Origin of the sequence: Pirellulimonas nuda, from assembly GCF_007750855.1 — a bacterium.
Taxonomy (GTDB): domain Bacteria; phylum Planctomycetota; class Planctomycetia; order Pirellulales; family Lacipirellulaceae; genus Pirellulimonas; species Pirellulimonas nuda.
Window position 1 is genome coordinate 5,712,469 of the sequence record NZ_CP036291.1, and the last position, 17,454, is coordinate 5,729,922.

15 protein-coding genes are annotated in these 17,454 nt (G+C 67.9%); 10 read left to right on the top strand and 5 right to left on the bottom strand.

The window, feature by feature from the left end; genetic code table 11:
- Positions 1 to 109: 109 nt before the first annotated feature.
- Both Pla175_RS22205 and Pla175_RS22210 read right to left on the bottom strand, forming a co-directional pair.
- On the bottom strand, positions 110 to 1,297 hold the full coding sequence (locus Pla175_RS22205; protein ID WP_145290856.1) for a molybdopterin molybdotransferase MoeA: 1,188 nt from the start codon (positions 1,295 to 1,297) through the stop codon (positions 110 to 112).
- Positions 1,298 to 1,313: 16 nt separating this feature from the next.
- Positions 1,314 to 1,895 carry an anthranilate synthase component II gene (locus tag Pla175_RS22210; protein WP_145290858.1) on the bottom strand — a complete coding sequence of 194 codons (582 nt, stop codon included), beginning with the start codon at positions 1,893 to 1,895 and terminating at the stop codon, positions 1,314 to 1,316.
- Positions 1,896 to 1,985: 90 nt separating this feature from the next.
- Between Pla175_RS22210 and Pla175_RS22215 the strand changes: the two genes are divergently transcribed.
- From Pla175_RS22215 to Pla175_RS22230, 4 genes are all read left to right on the top strand, one after another.
- Entirely contained in the window at positions 1,986 to 3,197 is a 1,212-nt protein-coding gene (locus tag Pla175_RS22215) for a M20/M25/M40 family metallo-hydrolase (RefSeq protein WP_231954017.1), read from the top strand.
- Positions 3,198 to 3,342: 145 nt separating this feature from the next.
- Positions 3,343 to 5,106: a hypothetical protein gene (locus Pla175_RS22220; RefSeq protein WP_145290862.1), complete on the top strand. Its 1,764-nt coding sequence runs from the start codon at positions 3,343 to 3,345 to the stop codon at positions 5,104 to 5,106.
- 32 nt (positions 5,107 to 5,138) lie between these two features.
- A complete protein-coding gene (locus tag Pla175_RS22225) occupies positions 5,139 to 5,849 on the top strand; it encodes a cytochrome d ubiquinol oxidase subunit II (protein WP_145290864.1) in 711 nt (236 codons plus the stop codon).
- Positions 5,846 to 6,403, top strand: coding sequence for a DUF3299 domain-containing protein (locus Pla175_RS22230; protein ID WP_145290866.1), 558 nt, complete (start codon positions 5,846 to 5,848; stop codon positions 6,401 to 6,403). The genes Pla175_RS22225 and Pla175_RS22230 overlap by 4 nt, the downstream gene beginning before the upstream one ends.
- 121 nt (positions 6,404 to 6,524) lie before the next feature.
- Here the strand turns inward: Pla175_RS22230 and uvrA are convergent, their stop codons facing one another.
- A complete protein-coding gene (gene uvrA / locus Pla175_RS22235) occupies positions 6,525 to 9,053 on the bottom strand; it encodes an excinuclease ABC subunit UvrA (protein ID WP_145290868.1) in 2,529 nt (842 codons plus the stop codon).
- A 223-nt stretch (positions 9,054 to 9,276) separates the two neighbouring features.
- On the opposite strand from uvrA, the gene Pla175_RS22240 reads away from it, so the two are divergent.
- The 6 genes from Pla175_RS22240 to Pla175_RS22265 all read left to right on the top strand — a co-directional run bounded on the left by Pla175_RS22240 (position 9,277) and on the right by Pla175_RS22265 (position 15,629).
- The gene (locus Pla175_RS22240; protein WP_145290870.1) at positions 9,277 to 9,891 is read left to right on the top strand and encodes a protein-L-isoaspartate O-methyltransferase family protein; all 615 of its coding nucleotides are present in this window, start codon (positions 9,277 to 9,279) and stop codon (positions 9,889 to 9,891) included.
- 134 nt (positions 9,892 to 10,025) lie between these two features.
- Positions 10,026 to 11,942 (top strand): UbiD family decarboxylase, encoded by a 1,917-nt coding sequence (locus Pla175_RS22245; protein WP_145290872.1) that lies wholly within the window; start codon positions 10,026 to 10,028, stop codon positions 11,940 to 11,942.
- 101 nt (positions 11,943 to 12,043) lie between these two features.
- Positions 12,044 to 12,349: a prepilin peptidase gene (locus tag Pla175_RS22250; protein ID WP_145290875.1), complete on the top strand. Its 306-nt coding sequence runs from the start codon at positions 12,044 to 12,046 to the stop codon at positions 12,347 to 12,349.
- A gap of 220 nt (positions 12,350 to 12,569) precedes the next feature.
- A complete protein-coding gene (locus Pla175_RS22255; RefSeq protein WP_145290877.1) occupies positions 12,570 to 13,955 on the top strand; it encodes an MBL fold metallo-hydrolase RNA specificity domain-containing protein in 1,386 nt (461 codons plus the stop codon).
- 73 nt (positions 13,956 to 14,028) lie between these two features.
- Positions 14,029 to 14,619, top strand: coding sequence for a hypothetical protein (locus Pla175_RS22260; RefSeq protein ID WP_231954019.1), 591 nt, complete (start codon positions 14,029 to 14,031; stop codon positions 14,617 to 14,619).
- Between the two features lie 122 nt (positions 14,620 to 14,741).
- On the top strand, positions 14,742 to 15,629 hold the full coding sequence (locus Pla175_RS22265; protein WP_145290881.1) for an LOG family protein: 888 nt from the start codon (positions 14,742 to 14,744) through the stop codon (positions 15,627 to 15,629).
- A 222-nt stretch (positions 15,630 to 15,851) separates the two neighbouring features.
- Here the strand turns inward: Pla175_RS22265 and Pla175_RS22270 are convergent, their stop codons facing one another.
- Entirely contained in the window at positions 15,852 to 16,253 is a 402-nt protein-coding gene (locus Pla175_RS22270; protein ID WP_145290889.1) for a hypothetical protein, read from the bottom strand.
- Between the two features lie 11 nt (positions 16,254 to 16,264).
- The gene (locus Pla175_RS22275; protein WP_145290891.1) at positions 16,265 to 17,428 is read right to left on the bottom strand and encodes a DUF1559 domain-containing protein; all 1,164 of its coding nucleotides are present in this window, start codon (positions 17,426 to 17,428) and stop codon (positions 16,265 to 16,267) included.
- Between the last annotated feature and the right edge of the window lie 26 nt (positions 17,429 to 17,454).

Below are 17,454 nucleotides of genomic sequence, written 5' to 3' on the forward strand. Positions count from 1 at the left end.
GCTACGCCCCGGCGGCGGGGCGCAATCGCGGCCGCAATGCGCCGCGCGTCGACGGGGCGGAGCCCGTCGGCTATTGGCGTTGGCGGTTGCTGGTCCGCTGCTTGGGGCGTTAGCAGAGCGAGACCACTTGCACCGCTTGCCCCGCGCGCAGCCCGCAGCCCGTGCTTGGCAGCCTGACCAGGTGCGTTGCGCCGACCAGCGACGCTAGGTCAGCCGAGCCGCGCCAGGGGACGATCGTCGCTCGGCCCTGCTCGATCACGGCGGGGCGGAACGTCTCTCTCCCGGCGGGGTGATCGTGGTCGTGCGCCATCGCTGCTTCGTTCATCGCCAAGCCGCGCTCGTCCCCGACAAGCTGCGCCAGCAGCGGCGCCACAAACACGCAGAAGCAGACCAGCCCGCTCACCGGGTTGCCGGGCAGGCCGAAGACCGCGGTCGTATGATCGCCCGACCGGCCAATGCCAAACCACAGAGGCTTTCCCGGCTTGAGGTTCACCTTGTGGAAGCGCTCTTCGACCCCCAGACCGGCAAGCACTCCCGGCGCCAGGTCGCGGTCGCCGGCAGACACGCCGCCGCAAACCAGCAACACGTCGGCGGCGAGCCCGCGTCGGATGCTTGCTTCCAATGCGTTGTGATCGTCGCGGGCGACGCCCAGGTCGATCGCCGAGGCGCCCACGGCTCGCGCCGCGGCCAGCAGCATCGGGCCGTTCGAGTTGCGGATCTGCCCGGCCCCCAAGACGCTGGTCGGATCGACCAACTCGTCCCCGGTCGCCAGCACCGCGACACGCGGCCGGACGAACCGGCAAACCGGGTTCGCGGCGCCAAACTCGGCGAGCACGCCGATCTCGGCCGGCCCCAGCCGCTGGCCGGCGGAGACAACCGTCTGCCCTGCACGTACCGACTCGCCGCGTCGCATCACGTTCTGCCCCGCGGCGGGCGCCTGCGCCAGCAGCACCCCTGCGTCGGGCTGGAGCTCTGTCTGCTCGACCGGCACGACGCAGTCGGCGCCGTCGGGGATGGGCGCGCCGGTCATGATGCGGGTCGCCTCGCCGGCGCCCACCGGGCGGTGCGGCACGTCCCCCGCCATCACTTCGTCCACCACCCGCCGCACCGGCTGTGGATCGCCGCTGCGGACCGCGTAGCCGTCCATCAACGCCTTGTCGTGCGGCGGCGAATCGACGTCGCTGACCACGTCCTCGGCGAGCTGCGCGCCGAGCGCGTCGGCGAGTGCGATGCGCTGGGGAAGGCGTGCGTCCGTGCTGGCGAGCACGATCGCCAGGGCTTGGTCGACAGAGATCATGAAGGGGCCCTACTCGCTACACCGCAAGAAACCGCCGCAACAGTTCCGACCCGCAGTCGGTCAAGAAACTCTCCGGGTGGAACTGCACGCCGAACAGAGGGTACTCAACGTGCTCGACGGCCATGATCTCGCGGCCGCCGTGGGGTTCGTCGCACCAGGCGACGGTGCGGAGCGAGTCGGGGAGCGTCGCCGGGTCGATCACCAGGCTGTGGTAGCGGGTGGCGCGGAACGGGTTCTCGATCCCCTCGGTCAGCCGGCCGCCGCTGTGGTGGATCATGTCGGTCTTGCCGTGCATCAGGGTGCGGGCCCGCACGATTTTGGCGCCCAGGGCCTGGCCGATCGATTGGTGGCCCAGGCAAACCCCCAGCAGCGGCAGCCTGCCGGCGATGCGGTTGACGCACTCAACGGAGACCCCCGCCTCGTTCGGCGTGCAGGGGCCGGGAGACAGGATCACCCGCTCGGGGGCCCGGTCGAGGATCTCGTCTACGGAGAGCTCGTCGTTGCGGACCACCTGGATATCAAGCGCGCCGTCGATCTCCCCCAGCCTCTGGACCAGGTTGTAGGTGAACGAGTCGTAGTTATCGACGATCAGGATCATGGCGCGGCGGGACCACGTGAGACACGGTTTTCTTGTACGATGCGCTGCCCGCACGAGCGGGACGCCTATCCTACAACGCCGTGGTGCCCCTTGGCAAAGAAGCAAACTCCCCCCGCCGCTAGGCTGAGCGACCCCCAGGCGATCGACCTGGTGACCCAACTCATGGCGATCCCGGGCCGCAGCGGCGAGGAGGGGCTGGTCGCCCAGTTCATCCGCCTGAAGCTGCGCGAGGCGGGCGTGCCGGACGACGCCGTGCGGCAGGACACGGCCAACAAACGTTCCCCGCTGGGGGGCGACATCGGCAACCTGATCGTCAAGCTGCCCGGCGTCGGCCCGCGGCGGATGCTGTCGGCCCACCTCGACACGGTGCCCATCTGCGTCGGCTGCAAGCCGCGGCGCAAGGGCCCGGTGATCGTGTCGGCCGACCCCAAAACCGGCCTGGGGGGCGACAACCGCGCCGGCTGCGCCGTGCTGCTGGCGGCCGCGATGGACATCGCCCGCTCGCCGCTGCCCCACCCGCCGCTGACGTTCTTGTGGACCGTTCAAGAAGAAGCGGGCCTGCACGGCGCCCGCAACCTGTCTACCGGGCTGCTGGGCCGCCCCCGGCTGGCGTTCAACTTTGACGGCGGCTCGCCGGCCAAGCTCACGATCGGCGCCACCGGGGGCTACCGGATGACGATCGAGGTCACCGGCCTGGCCAGCCACGCCGGCAACGCGCCGCAGCAGGGGGTGAGCGCCATCGCGATCGCGTCGCTCGCCATCGCCGACCTCACCCGCAAGGGCTGGCACGGCCTGGTGAAGAAGGGCCGCAAGCAGGGCGCCAGCAACGTGGGGGTGATCCACGGGGGCGAGGCGACCAACGTGGTGACCGACCGCGTCACGCTACGGGCCGAGGCGCGCAGCCACGACGCGGCGTTCCTGGAGCGGATCGTCGCCGAGATCAAGCAAGCGTTTGATCACGCCGTAGCGGAAGTCCGCAGCGAGTCGGGCCAGACCGGCAACGTCGAGTTCCGCGGCCAGCTCGACTACGCGGCTTTTCGGCTCCCGGCCAACGACCCGTCGGTCGCGGCGGCCGGGGGGGCGATCCGGGCCGTCGGCCGCGAGCCAGAGATCGCCGTCACCAATGGGGGGCTCGACGCGAACTGGCTCACCGCCCGCGGCGTACCAACAGTAACCCTGGGCTGCGGCCAGCGGTCTATCCACACGGTGTCCGAGCAGCTTGATATCGCAGAGTTTTTGCTCGCACGCGCGATCGCGTTCCGGCTAGCACAGGGCGAATCTGCCGCTCCACAAGCAGGGTGAAGCGTCTAGAATGAGGGCGAGCGACGCGCCGATTGCCGATTTTTAGCAGAAATGATCGACGGGCCCGCTCGGCCGGGGTCGCCGGCTAGGGGTCGACCTTCGCCGACCGAAGCCCCGCTGCCGGCCCGCAAAACTGGGACTACGCATGAATCTAAGACGATTGACCGCTCTCGCCGTCGCACTGACGGCATCGCTTGCAGCGTCCCTGGCGGCGGCCTGCCCGTTCTGCACGGCGGAGACGCAGTCGCTGAGCGAAGAACTCGCCTCGGCCGACGTGGCGGTGCTGGCGCGGCTAATCGAGGCGGCGCCGACCCCCGACCGCGACCTCGAAGCAGGCGAGCCCTACGGACCGATCGACCCAGAAACAGGCATGGCCAAGTTCAAGGTGGTCGAGGTGCTGATGGGGGGCGAGCCCGCCGAAGGCCTCGACGACATCGAGGCTATTTTCTTTGGCGAGGCCGACCGTGAGGCCCTCTTCTTGGTGCGTGGGGTCGCCAACCCCCCCGAGGCGGCCGAGCCCTTCGACTGGGCGATCCCGTTCGAGGTGTCGCAGGAGGCCGCGGCCTACATCAAGAAGCTACGCGCCCTGCCCGAGTCGGGACCGGAGCGGATCGCCTTCTTCCTGGGCTACCTGCAGCACGAAGACCCGCTGCTCTCGCAAGACGCCTACGAAGAGTTCGCCCGCGCCCCCTACGCAGACCTAAAGGCGATCAAGGACCGGCTGGACATCGACCAGTTGTGGGCGTGGATCGACAGCCCCGACACCAGCCCCAGCCGGCGCCGGCTGTTCTTCACGATGCTGGGCGTGTGCGGCGGCCCCGACGATATCCCGCGGCTCGAAGCCATGCTCGAGTCCGACGCACGTGTGTCGCTCCCCGCGGCAGACGCCGTGGTCGCGGCCAGCGTCGCCAGCGGCGGACCGATGGCCAGCGTGCTGGTGCGTGAGGTGGTCGCCAGCGAGGAACGCCGCAAGAAGATGGGGCTCGACGCGATGACCGCGTGCTACCTGACGCTCCGCGGCGCCGACGGGCTCGACCTGATCGACCGACGCTTCCTGGCAGACACGGGGGCGGACTACTCGCACGTCTACTCGGTGTTGATGGCGTTGCGGTTCTTGGCGGACGAGCCGGGCGCGGTCCCCATCGAGCGGCTCATGCAGTCGGCCCGGCTGCTGCTCGCGCACCCCGACTTCGCCGACCAGGTGGTGCCCGACCTCGCGCGTTGGGAAGACTGGGGCTCCATGGACGCGCTGGCAAAGCTGTACCGAGACAGCTTCAAAGAAGACAGCAACCGCTACGTACGCGAGCCGATCGTCACCTACCTCGACGTCGCCGCCGAGCAGCCCGGCGATGTCGGCGAGCGCGCAAACGCGGCACTCGCGGAGCTTGAGCCGCTCGACCCCGAGTCGTTCTCTCGGGCGCGGAGGCTCAGCGCGTTCGGGTTCCTCGGCTCGGCACGCGCCAAGGAAGCGGCTACGGCCCAGGCCGACCCGGCCGACGCGCTCGTCGAACCCGACGCCACCTTCGAAGAAACCCAGCCGGCGCCATCCCTTGAATCCACGGCGGACGCCGCCGACGACGCGATCCCCGATCCAGCGGGCGGCGTGACGCCGACCTACGCCGAGGCCGTGCCGTCGCTCGAAGAAGACCCGGGCGCCCCAGAAGACACGCCGGAAGCCACGCCAGACGTCGCTTCAGAAGCCGCCGCCGAGGTCGTGCCGACCATCGATCCGTCTGCAGAAGTCTCGGCACAGACCGCCGAGGTCGAGACGCCGACGACACCCCCGCCGACGGCGGTCGCCGCGACCCTTCCGTCCCCCCCCAATCGGGCGTTGCTGCTGGGGGCGCCGCTTGCCGCGGGGGGCGTGCTGATGGGATTCTTTTATCTACTGCTCCGCGGGGGCGTGTGACCCACGCCGCGCGACCCTCGAGACCGAAGACTATGACAACCACGATGCAAGAAGCCCCGGCACAGCAAGAAGACCTGCTGGCGTACCGGTCGATCCCCACCACGGCCATCCTGGGCGCGGTGTTCGGGCTCATTTCGGCGTCGGTGCTGATGGTGGCCGCCAGCAGCTTCCAGGCGACGCTGATGCTTGTGCCGATCCCGGTGATCGGTCTGCTGCTCTCCCTGTTCGCGCTCAAGACCGTGCGAAGCTGCCCCGAGGCCTACACCGGCGCCGGCATCGCGTGGACGGGCGCCGTGCTCTCTGCCCTGTTCTTGTTCGTCGGGGTCGGCTATAGCGGGTACGTCTACGCGACGGAGGTGCCCGACGGCTACCAGCGGATCTCCTTCCTCACGCTCAAACCCCAACAAGAAGACCTCGAGGCGCAGCGGTCTATCCGAAACGACGTGACCGACATGGCCGGCGAGCAGGTGTTCATCAAGGGCTACATCCGCCCCGACTCAACCACGGTCCGCACCGGCATGAAGCGTTTCCTGCTTGTCCGCGACAATCAGCAGTGCTGCTTCGGCGACATCAGCAAGGTGCAGTTCTACGATCAGATGCAGGTGGAGCTCGAGGGCGACCTCACCGCCGACTACTCGCAACGCATCTTCTCGGTCGCCGGTCAGCTCGGCATCGATCCACACAACGTCAACCGCGGCGCCGAGTACCCGGTCTTCTCACTCAAGGCGGACTACGTCCATTGAACCGCGTGTTGCTGGCAACGTTGTTGATCGTCACGATCGCGGGTTGCGACGTCGGCGCCGATGGTGCGCCCTCCGCGACGAAAGAGCCCGCGGAGATCGGCGCGGCGCAGGCGGAGCAAACAGAGCCCGCCGTCGCCAAGAACGATCCGCCGCCGGCCGTAGCGCCGCCCCCCGTGCCCGAGCGGACCGTCGACAAGTCGTTCGACGACCTGAAGTTCGAGATGGCCGAGGGCGAACGCTTCCGGCTCGAGCTGCTGACCGACGAGATCGAGGCCCTGGAGGGCAAGAGCATCCGCATCCGCGGCTACATCCTCCCGCCGCCGCAGAAGCGTGGGCTCAAGTCGTTTGTGCTGGTCCGCGACAACATGGAGTGCTGCTTCGGCCCGGGCGCCGCGCTTTACGACTGCATCCTCATCGAGATGGCGCCCGGCAAGACCGCCGAGTTCTCCACCCGCCCCGTTTCTGTCGAGGGGGAGTTCGCCGTCGAGGTCTTCCCCGGCCCCGACGACACGCCGCTAGCGATCTACCGCATGACGGGCCAGCGGGTGAAGTAGCACGCAGGCGAGCCGTCGGCGCAAGCCGACGGAGTTCTAGGCGGTAGCTAGAAATCCTCTTGAACCCCCGGGCACGCTCCGGCGGCCAACGCCGACGGCTCACCCCTCCTGGCATGGTGGGCTAGCTTGGTTCTTGCAGCCACTTTGCCGTGATGCTTTCTGGGCAGCGTGCGACCTCGATCGGCGTCCCCGCCGCCACGATCCGGCCCCCGGCGGCGCCCCCGCCGGGGCCCATGTCGATCAGCCAATCGGACGCCTGCATCACCCCGGTGTGGTGCTCGATCACCAGCACCGTGTTGCCGGCGTCCACCAGCTTGCGCAGCACGCCGATCAGCCGGCGGATGTCCTCGGCGTGCAGGCCGGTGGTCGGCTCGTCGAGGATATAAAACGTGTGCCCCGCGTTGGTGTTGGACGACGTGGCGCCCAGCTCGCCGGCCAGCTTTACGCGTTGCGCCTCTCCGCCGGACAGGGTGTTCGACGGCTGGCCCAGACGCAGGTAGCCCAGCCCCACGTCTACCAGCGGCGCGATCAGCCTGTGCACCGGCGCCACGTTCTCAAACAACGCGGCCGCGTCGTCGATGCACAGGTTCAACACGTCGGCGATGTTCTTGCCGTGGAAGCGGACCGCCAGGGTCGAGCGTTCAAAGCGTGCGCCCCGGCACACCTCGCAGGGGACGAACAGGTCGGGGAGGAAATTCATCTCCAGACGCGTGGCGCCCTGCCCCTGGCACGCCTCGCAGCGTCCCCCCTTGGTGTTGAAGCTGAACCTGCCCGCCTTCCAGCCGCGTTGCCTGGCGATCTTCGTCTTGGCGAATACCTTGCGGATCTCGTCGAAAGCGCCGACAAACGTCGCCGGGTTCGAGCGGGGCGATCGCCCGATCGCTGATTGATCGACCACCACCGCGCGGTCGACGGCGCCCAGCCCCTTGATCCCGCGGTAGGGCCCACCACGCTGCGTGGCGCCGTGCAGCCGGCGGGCGAGCGCGGCGGCCAGCGTCTCGATCACCAACGAGCTCTTGCCGCTGCCGCTCACGCCGGTCACGCAGGTCAGCTTGCCCAGCGGGACCGCGAGGTCGACCTCCCGCAGGTTGTGCAGCGTAGCGCCGGACAGCTCGAGCCAAGCGACCGCCGGCGCGGCTTCCGACGCGTCCCCCTTCTCGGCGTCCCAGACCCGCCTGCGCCCGCTGAGGTAGGCCCCCGTTACCGAGGCCTCGCAGCCGGTGACCTGCTCGGGGGTCCCCTCGGCGACGATCGCCCCGCCCCGGGCCCCGGCGCCCGGGCCGACGTCGATCAACCAATCGGCGGCGCGCATCATCGCCTCGTCGTGCTCGACCACGATCACGCTGTTGCCCTCCGCCTGCAGGTCGCGCAGCGCCGCCAGCAGCCGGTCGTTGTCGGCCGGGTGGAGCCCGACCGAGGGCTCGTCCAGCAGGTACATCACCCCCACCAGCCCCGAGCCGATCGCGCTGGCCAGGCGGACGCGTTGCAGCTCGCCCCCGGAGAGCGTGTCCGCGCCGCGGTCGAGCGACAGGTACCCGACGCCGGCCCGCACCAAGAACTCCAGCCGCCGGACGATCTCGCGTACGATAGGCTCGGCGATGGGACGCCGGTCCTCGGGGGGGTCCAGCTCCCGAAAGAACTCGAGCGCGTCGACGACCGGCATCCGCACAATCTCGTCGATCCCCCGCCCCGCTACGCGGCAGGCGCGGGCCTCGGGGCGGAGCCGGCTGCCGCCGCACGCCTCGCACGGGTAGACGTCGCCGCGGGCCTCGACGGCGCCCAGCCCGTCGCACTCCGGGCACGCGCCATAGGGGGTGTTAAAGCTAAACGTTCTTGGCTCGATCTCCGCCACGCCCGTGCCGCAATCGGCGCACGCGTAGCGGGTGTTGAACACACGCTCCTTCCATCCGCCGGCCGCCTTGTCGTCCGGCGTTTGATAGGCCAGCACCAGCACGCCGTCGCCGTGCCGCAGCGCCAGCCGCACGCTCTCCGCGAGCCGGGGCTCGACCCCCTCACGCAGCACGATGCGGTCGACCACCGCCTCGATCGTGTGGTTCTTGCGCGGCTCCAGCTCTGGGGCGTCCTCGATGGGGTAGGTCTCGCCGTCGATCCGCACACGCACCAGCCCCGCCTTGCGCACCTGCTCGATCGCCTCGGCGTGCTTGCCGCGTCGGCCACGCACCAGGGGGGCCAGCAGCATCGCCTTGGTGGCCGGCGGCAACTGCTCGATCACTTGGCGGACCTCCTCCGGCGACTGCTGCGAGATCGCGGCCCCGCAGGCGGCGCAGGTCAGGTCGCCGGCGCGGGCGTACAGCAGCCTGAGGAAGTCGTACGCCTCGGTGACCGTCCCCACGGTGCTGCGTGGGCTGTGGGTCCCCTGCCGCTGGTCGACGGCGACCGCCGGCTGGAGGCCGTCGATGCGGTCGACGTCGGGCCGCTCCAACTGCTCAAAGAACTGCCGGGCGTAAACGCTCAGCGAGTCGATGTACTGCCGGCGGGCCTCCGCCAGCAGCGTGTCGAACGCCAACGAGCTCTTCCCGCTGCCGCTGACCCCGGTAATCACCACCAAGCGGTTCCGCGGGATGTCGATGTCGACGTTACGCAGGTTGTGCGTACGAGCGCCCCGGATGCGGATGGTATCGATAGACATAGGCTGGCGATCGGCACTAGCCGACGGGCTACGCCCCGTCGGGGCTACGGAATGGACCCACTCTGCTTCATTGTCTTGCCCCGGGGACCCCCGCCCACAAAGCCGGCGCCCCCCTGGTTCCCACGCAACTCTACCCCGGACCGCCCATTGCCGTCTGCCCACCGCCCGCTGCGACACGCTACACTCTCGGCTTCCCAAATCCGCATCTGCCCGTGGACCGGCCATGCGTCTAAAGCCCATCGAGTTTGAACCCCCGCTGCGTCCGCTCCCCAGCCGCGTCCGCACGCTGCTGGACGACGCAGACGAGCGTATCGAGGCGCTCGTGCAGCTCAGGCGGGACACGCCGTTGCCGGCGTTCGTGCCGTGCGACTTCGTGATGGCCTGGCACGCCCTGAGCGTGCTTCCGGAGTTAAGCCTGGCGCCCGGAAACCGGTTCCTGGAATGGGGCAGCGGCGCCGGCGTGGTGACCTGCCTGGCGAGCATCGTGGGTTTCGACGCGATCGGCATCGAGATCGAAGAAGACCTGGTGGAGCTCGCCGAGTCGTTGTCAGACGATCACGGGCTCGAGACCGAGTTTGTCTGCGGAACGTTTGTCCCCGACGAAGACGACGACCTGCTAGCGGATCACCGCGAGGTGAACTGGCTGCGCGAGGGGGGGCAGAACGCCTACGAGTGGCTCGACCTCGAGCCTGACGACTTCGACATCGTGTTCGCCTACCCCTGGCCGGGCGAGGAGGCCGCCATCGTCAACCTGTTCGCCCGTAGGGCGTCGGTCGGCGCGTTGCTGCTGACCTACCACGGGCAGGACGGGATGCGGCTGGTGCGCAAGGTGAAGTAGGATGGCATCGCGAGCCGGGGCGTCCCCGCCCCCGGCGCGGTGGAGAAAACTGGGCCGCCGCGACTATCCCGCCGCGCCGGGGGCGGGGACGCCCCGGCTCACTCGCTTGCTCTATTAGGGAGACATCGCGCCCCATGCCCTACCGCTCCCTCCGCCATTGCACCGACGACCTCGCCAAGCACGGCAGGCTCGTGCGCATCGACGCGGAGGTCGACGCCAACCTTGAAGTCGCCGCGATCCACCGCCGGGTGTTCGCCGCGGGGGGGCCCGCGCTGCTGTTCTCGCGCGTGCGGGGCTGCCGCTTCCCGATGGCGAGCAACCTGTTCGGCACGCTCGAGCGGTCGCGGTTCATGTTCCGCGACGCGTACGAGCGGGTGAGCCGGTTGATCGAGCTGAAGATCGACCCAACGCAGGCGCTCAAGAGCCCGCTGCGTTACGCCTCGGCCCCGCTCGCTGCGCTCTCGATGCTGCCAAGGTATGTGGGCGACGGCCCCATTACCGCCGGCACGTGCCGGGTGTCGGAGCTTCCTCAGCAGGTGAGCTGGCCGCGCGACGGGGGCGCGTTCGTCACGCTGCCTCAGGTCTACACCGAAGACCCCCGCGCGGCGGGGCTCGGCAAGTCGAACCTCGGGATGTACCGCATCCAGCTCTCCGGCGGCGACTACGCGCAAGACGAAGAAATCGGCCTGCACTACCAGTTGCACCGCTCGATCGGCGTGCACCAGGCCGCCGCGATGCGGGCCGGCAAGCCGTTTCCGGTGAACGTGTTCGTCGGCGGGCCGCCGGCGATGATGCTGGCGGCCGTGATGCCGCTCCCCGAGGGGATGAGCGAGCTTGGCTTCGCCGGCGCGTTGGGGGGGCGGCGGGTCCGCATGGTCCGCCGCGCCGGGGGGCTGCCGATGCACGCCGACGCAGACTTCGCGATCTGCGGCACGGTGGTCGACGGGCTGATGAAGCCCGAGGGGCCGTTCGGCGACCACCTGGGCTACTACAGCCTCCGGCACCCGTTCCCCGTGCTGCGGGTCGAGCGGGTCTACTGCCGCAAGGACGCCATCTGGCCCTTCACCGTGGTGGGGCGACCGCCGCAGGAAGACACCGCCTTTGGCCAGTTGATCCACGACCTCACCGGGCCGATCATCCCCAGCGTGCTGCCCGGCATCCACGGCGTCCACGCGGTGGACGCCGCCGGCGTCCACCCGCTGCTGCTGGCTATCGGCAGCGAGCGTTACATGCCGTTCATGGCCGAGGCGCGGCCGCAAGAGCTGCTCACGCAGGCGAGCGCCATCCTCGGCCAGGGGCAGCTTTCGCTCGCCAAGTTCTTGCTGATCGCCGCCCACAACGACGACCCCCAGCTCGACATCCACGACCTGCGGGCGTTCTTTGCGCACGTGCTGAGCCGGGCCGACTGGACCCGCGACCTGCACTTCCAGACCCAGACCACCATCGACACGCTCGACTACTCGGGCGACGCCCTGAACGCCGGCTCGAAGCTGGTGATCGCCGCGGCCGGCCCGCCGAGGTTCGAACTGGCGAGCGACGTGCCGCACGACCTCAGGCTGCCCGACGGGTTCTCAGACCCGCACCTGGTGATGCCGGGCGTGCTCGCGATCCGCGGCCCGGGGCTCCCCAAGCCCTCCTTCGACTACGACGCCGTTCACCGCGGCGCGCTCAGCGGCCAAGCGATGCAGGCCGCGGCGCTCGGCCAGGCGACCTCCGAGGCCAGCCGCACCATGGAGCGGTTCTGTGCGCGGGTCCCGCTCGAGCACCCGCTGAACCGCTTCCGCTTGCTGCTGATTGTCGACGACCCCGCCATGACGGCCGCCTCGCTTGAGAACTTTGCGTGGGTCGCCTTCACCCGCGCCAACCCCGCCGCGGACGTGTACGGCGTCGGCGCCTTCACCCATCAGAAGCACTGGGGCTGCCGCGGCGTGCTGGTGCTCGACGCCCGCATCAAGCCCCACCACGCGCCGGTGCTGGAGGAAGACCCGGCGGTAACGCGGCGGATCGAGGCCCTGGCGGTCGCCGGTGGTCCTTTGGCGGGGTTGTGGTGACTAGTGAATGGTGAGTGGTGAATAGTATGCTTCGCATCCACCTTCCACCTTCCACCTCTCACCACTCACCACTCACCACTCACCACTCACCACTCACTCCCATGCCCGACGCCCAATGGTGGGTCATCGTCATCTGGATCGCGCTGGTCGGCGGCTGCATCGGCAGCTTCTTCAACGTGGTGCTCTACCGGCTGCCGCGTGGCGAGAGCGTCGTCTGGCCCGGCAGCCACTGCCCCAAGTGCAACCACGCCATCCGCGCACGGCACAACCTGCCGGTGCTAGGCTGGTTGATGCTCCGCGGCAAGTGCTACGACTGCAAAGCGCCGATCTCCGTGCGCTACCCGCTGATCGAGGCCGCGTTTGCTGCGGTGGCGGTGGCGATCGCCCTGGCGACCCCTTGGTTGTGAGGGACGAAGGAACCGCCAAGACGCCACGACAAGAATGGGACGCGGATCTTCGCTGATTACGCGGATAGGACTTGATTCAACCGAAAGCCAATCCGTGCAAATCAGCGTCATCCGCCACGATCCGCGTTCCATTCTTCAATATGGCGCTCGTGGCGTCTTGGCGGTTCCCCGTTTAGACTGACCACTCATTCACTCGCTCCTCACCCCTCGCCCCGAAAATATGCCCAAGCTCACCTTCCACGGCGCCGCTCAAACCGTCACCGGCTCGAAGTACCTGCTCGAGGCGGGCGACACCAAGGTGCTGGTCGACTGCGGGTTGTTCCAGGGCCTCAAAGAGCTGCGGGAGCGCAACTGGGCGCCGACGCCGTTCGACGTGAAGTCGCTCGACGCGGTAATGCTCACCCACGCCCACCTCGACCACGTCGGCTACCTGCCCAAGGTGGTGCGAGAGGGGTTCAACCACAAGGTGTTCTGCACCGAGGCGACCGCCGAGCTGGGCGAGATCATCCTCCGCGACTCCGCCAAGATCCAAGAGCAAGACGCCGAGTACGCCAACAAGAAGGGTTACTCGAAGCACAAGCCGGCGCTGCCCCTCTACACGGGGCGCGACGTCGACAAGACCGTCAAGCTCTTCCGCCACGTCCGCCGCGAGACGTGGACCCAGATCGCCGGTCCGATCTGGGCCCGCCTGCACGACGCCGGCCACCTGCTGGGCTCGAACATGATCGAGGTCGAGGTGCGAGAAGACGGCAAGACCACTCGCATCCTCTTCTCCGGCGACGTCGGCCGCTACGACGGGCCGTTGTACCACGACCCAGAGCCCCCCCACCCCTGCGACTACTTGGTGTGCGAAAGCACCTACGGCAACCGCGACCACCCGGAGAGCGACTTGAAGCAGGCGCTGGCCGACGTGGTGCAGCGTTCCCTCAAGCGTGGCGGCGTGATGCTGATGGCGTCGTTCGCGGTGGGCCGGGCGCAGCAGCTCATCTACCTGCTGCAGGTGCTCAAGTGCGAGGGAAGAATCCCCGACCTCCCCATCTACCTCGACAGCCCCATGGCGGCCGACGCGACCGAGATCTACCGCAGCCACGCGATCGACCACGACCTCAGCGAGGGCGAGATGTGCGGCGACCGCCCCGTGCTCGGCGGCCCCGCGGTGCACCTGTGCCGCAGCCCCGACGAGTCGAAGGCGCTCAACCGGATCACCGGCGGCGCGGTGATCATCGCCTCGAGCGGCATGATGACCGGAGGGCGGATCATCCACCACCTCAAACGCCGCCTCTCGGACCCCACGACCACCATCGTCATCGGCGGCTACCAAGCGATCGGCACCCGCGGCCGAGCGCTCGACGAGGGCGCCCCCTTCCTCCGCATGCACGGCCAGGAGATCCCGGTCAAGGCCGCCATCGAAAAAGTCCCCGGCCTCAGCGGCCACGCCGACCGCACCGGCCTGCTGCGGTGGCTCAAAGACTTGCCGGAGCCGAAGCACACGTTCTTGACGCATGGCGAGCCCGATAGCGCCGAGGCGCTCGCCGAGACGTTGCGCGGAGAACGCGGCTGGGAAGTGAGTGTGCCGGCGATGGGGGAGAGCGTGGAGCTGGGGTAGGTAAGGCTGAACCGAAAGCAGTTGATTGGAAATCACGTCACCTTTGAGCCGCAAATCTGGAAATGAAATTGCGATGAACTCGACACAAGCGATACTTTTCGGCAATACGCTACTGCTTGGGTGTTGCTGTTACGTAACCATTTTACCTGGTTGCGAATCGCACTCCCAGAAAGCTGAGGAATCGCCTACCCAAAAGGAAGCCCCCACGCAGCAACTGGCAGAAGTTGACGCGAGCATCGATGAGTCACCGGCAGTGACGACGGTGCATCAGCGCATCCAAGACATTGAGTTCGACACGCCAGAAGGCTGGCAAGTGGGTAGGACAAACACCCCCGCAACGAAGCTCTTCCTTTTCGTGCCTGATGACAAGGGCGGAGCCAGGGGAATGCTCAAGGTGGACGTTGGCAAACCCGTTGAGCAGAACTTCGCGGCAATCGTCAAAGGCATGGATGGCCGATTTCAAGGTTCGTCGGAAGAACTCGTTCCCGGCCAAATAGCCATAACGTCTACGGACTCAAGTTCGCTAGCGTTGCCCCGCTACATTTTTTCTGTGCTGGTGAACGGCCAGGTGTACCTTGTGTTCATCGCATCTGACGGCAAAGACATTGCCGACGAAGCAAAGCAAGTCGTACGTAAAACACTTCGCGTAACGACCGGTGAATGACTGCTATACTCCGATCGCGGCGACGAGATTCGACTCGCTTACCCGCTCCACCCCCTCCCCTAACCCCTCGCCCCTAAAAGGGGAGGGGGATGCGTTCCCTCCCACGGACAACCAACCACCCCATGTCATCCCCCAACGAGTTCACCCTCGACGCCCACCACGAGCACCTTCCCCCCGCGGTCGAGGCGAACCGGCAAGCGATCCTGAGCGCCCCCAGCTACGTGTTGGCGGAGAAGGACGCGATGTTCCTTAAGCGCACCGACATGCGCCCGGTGCGGATGCAGCTTGAGCTGCAGAAGACCGAGATGCTGATGCAGCAAGAACAGGTCGCTTCAACGGTGGTGGTGTTCGGCGGGACCCAGATCGTGACCCGCGGGGCCGCCCAGGCGAAACTCGAGCTTGCCCAGCGGCAACTCGAGGGCGACCCGGAAAACGAGCGCCTCAAACGCGGTGTGTTCCGCGCAGAACGGGTGCTAGCCAAGAGCCATTTCTACGACCACGCCCTCGAGTTCGGCAAGCTGGTGTCGCAGCGGTGCCAGCTCGACGGGAAGTGCGAGTTTGTCGTCACAACCGGCGGCGGCCCCGGCGTGATGGAGGCGGCCAACCGCGGCGCGTTCGAGGTGGGCGCCAAGAACATCGGCCTGAACATCGAGCTGCCCCACGAGCAAGAACCCAACCCCTACATCACGCCGGAGCTCTGCTTCCAGTTCCACTACTTCGCGATGCGCAAGTTCCACTTCATCCTGCGGGCCGCGGCGCTGGTGGTGTTCCCCGGTGGCTTCGGCACGCTCGACGAGCTGTTCAACACGCTCTGCTTGCGCCAGACGGGCCGGATGCAGGCGATCCCGATCATCCTGTACGGGCGCGAGTACTGGGACAGCATCCTCGACCTCCCCAAGCTTGCCGACGAAGGGGTGATCGCGGACGAGCACCTAGAACTGGTGAGCTACGCCGAAACCCCCGAGCAGGCATGGGGCATCATCTCGGCGTTTCATGGCCTAGAGAGTTAGCCACAGAGCCTCAGAAATCGCAGAGACGGACGGAGAACGATAGATAGCCACGAACAGGCGCGAGAAGGCACAATGTAAGGAAGGGGAAAGTCGACGACCGACATGCCGGTAGGTACCGCCCAGCCGTAAGCAGCCGGCGGCTTTCTTTGTGCCTTCTTGTGCCTCTTCGTGGCAATCGTCCGTCGCACTTCTTGCACCGTGGTCGCTGGGTTGAACCCTGCCTCAGTAGGCCCGCACCCGCAGCGCGATCGCTACGGCCAGCGGCACCACGACGGCCACTCCCTGCCCCGCCAGCCCAGCGGGTGAGTTGGAGATGAGCAAGGCGGCCAGCGCCACCACAGCGCCGGCGGCCGCTCCCAGCATAGCGCCGCGTCCGGGTTTCGTCCCCCCCGAGCCCGCCACGGCGCCGATCAACGCCCCCAGTGTCATCACGACACTCAATGCCGCCGCAGCCGCCTCGGGGTCTTGCTGCACAAGCTTATCGATCGAGATCCCGCGTGGGTTCACACAGGCCAGCAGCGACGCAACCGCCGCCGTCGCCCAGATCGCGGTGATCAGGGCAAAGCTCGATCCGGCCTGGCCGGGGGACGGACCTTCTTGTCGCGGTGTCGTGGGTGTGCTCATGCGATCTGCTCCTACCAGGCCCCGTTCTCGATCATCTCGCCATCGCCCCGGTTGGCGAGCTGGCGGAGGACCTTGGGGTCGGTGTCGGCAGACAAGTACTCGATGTGACCATCCGCGAAGGAGAACTGGGCGCCCCCGGGGTGCCGGCTGCTAAAGCCCCCCACACGCAGCGGATTGGCCGTGTCGCCCCCCAGCGTGATCCACGGGTCGAGCTGCCGCTCGGGCTTGCCGCGGGCCGGTTGGTCGCCCGCGGGCGCCGCGGCGTCGTTCTCGGTTTCCTCCTCGGTCTGGTTGTCCAAACCGTTCGCGGCGGCGTCGTCTCCGCTGACGTCTTCTCCGCTGGCGTCTGTTTCGCTGGCGTCTGTTTCGCTGTTCTCTAGGAACCCGTCGGACGGGTCGGCCTCGTCGGCGTCCTGCATCGGATCGAACGAGAAGTCGGTACCGAATTCATCGGCCGACGTCATCGCGTACTCGGTCCACGGGGTCTCGCCATTGATCAAGTCGCGGTAGGCCTGCCGCCCGGCGTCGATATCGAAGTTGATCGCCGGCCCCAGGTTCCGCAGGCTCGCCGGCGTGCCGGTGATCCAGCCGAGCGTGGTGGCGGTATACGGCGTCTTCTCGCCCAGCAGCAGCGTGTAGCCGGCGCCGTCCATCAGGTCTTCGAACCTCACTCGGCTGTTGAGGTAGAGGACGCCGGTGTTGTTGACGTCGATCGGCGTCTCCCGGTGGTGGTGCACGCCGGCGTAGGTTGAGTAGGGCCCCTCGTCGCCCGGGTACGACGGGCACATCAGCATCGAAACAATCGACTGCCGCACGGCGTTGTTTGCCTTGTGGTAGGCGCCCACCTTCCAGTCCATCTTCTCGTGGCGGACCTGCTCGCCAAAGTAGGGGAGCACCCGGGCGATCCAGCCCTTGTGGTCGCCGCTGGGGAGGTTCTGAATGGGACCCGTCGGGTTGGTGGAACCCGCGGGGAAGTGCTCGTGAGCCATGTCGTAGTTGTGAACCGCCAGGGTGAGCTGGCGGAGCTGGTTCTGGCAGCTCGAGCGCCGCGCCGCCTCACGGGCCGCCTGCACCGCGGGCAGCAGCAGCGCCACTAAGATGCCGATGATGGCGATGACTACCAACAGCTCGACCAGGGTGAATGCTTTGATTGGCGGCGTCTTGGTGTGGGGCATCGTCGGATTTCTGGGGATGGAGTGGA

Excerpts from the sequence above, each read along its gene's own strand:
- Pla175_RS22255 (WP_145290877.1), top strand. The coding sequence starts at position 12,570 with ATGCCCAAGCTCACCTTCCACGGCGCCGCTCAAACCGTCACCGGCTCG.
- Pla175_RS22220 (WP_145290862.1), top strand. The coding sequence starts at position 3,343 with ATGAATCTAAGACGATTGACCGCTCTCGCCGTCGCACTGACGGCATCG.
- Pla175_RS22250 (WP_145290875.1), top strand. The coding sequence starts at position 12,044 with ATGCCCGACGCCCAATGGTGGGTCATCGTCATCTGGATCGCGCTGGTC.
- Pla175_RS22225 (WP_145290864.1), top strand. The coding sequence starts at position 5,139 with ATGACAACCACGATGCAAGAAGCCCCGGCACAGCAAGAAGACCTGCTG.
- Pla175_RS22210 (WP_145290858.1), bottom strand. The coding sequence starts at position 1,895 with ATGATCCTGATCGTCGATAACTACGACTCGTTCACCTACAACCTGGTC.
- Pla175_RS22240 (WP_145290870.1), top strand. The coding sequence starts at position 9,277 with ATGCGTCTAAAGCCCATCGAGTTTGAACCCCCGCTGCGTCCGCTCCCC.
- uvrA (WP_145290868.1), bottom strand. The coding sequence starts at position 9,053 with ATGTCTATCGATACCATCCGCATCCGGGGCGCTCGTACGCACAACCTG.
- Pla175_RS22260 (WP_231954019.1), top strand. The coding sequence starts at position 14,029 with ATGAACTCGACACAAGCGATACTTTTCGGCAATACGCTACTGCTTGGG.
- Pla175_RS22205 (WP_145290856.1), bottom strand. The coding sequence starts at position 1,297 with ATGATCTCTGTCGACCAAGCCCTGGCGATCGTGCTCGCCAGCACGGAC.
- Pla175_RS22275 (WP_145290891.1), bottom strand. The coding sequence starts at position 17,428 with ATGCCCCACACCAAGACGCCGCCAATCAAAGCATTCACCCTGGTCGAG.
- Pla175_RS22265 (WP_145290881.1), top strand. The coding sequence starts at position 14,742 with ATGTCATCCCCCAACGAGTTCACCCTCGACGCCCACCACGAGCACCTT.
- Pla175_RS22245 (WP_145290872.1), top strand. The coding sequence starts at position 10,026 with ATGCCCTACCGCTCCCTCCGCCATTGCACCGACGACCTCGCCAAGCAC.
- Pla175_RS22270 (WP_145290889.1), bottom strand. The coding sequence starts at position 16,253 with ATGAGCACACCCACGACACCGCGACAAGAAGGTCCGTCCCCCGGCCAG.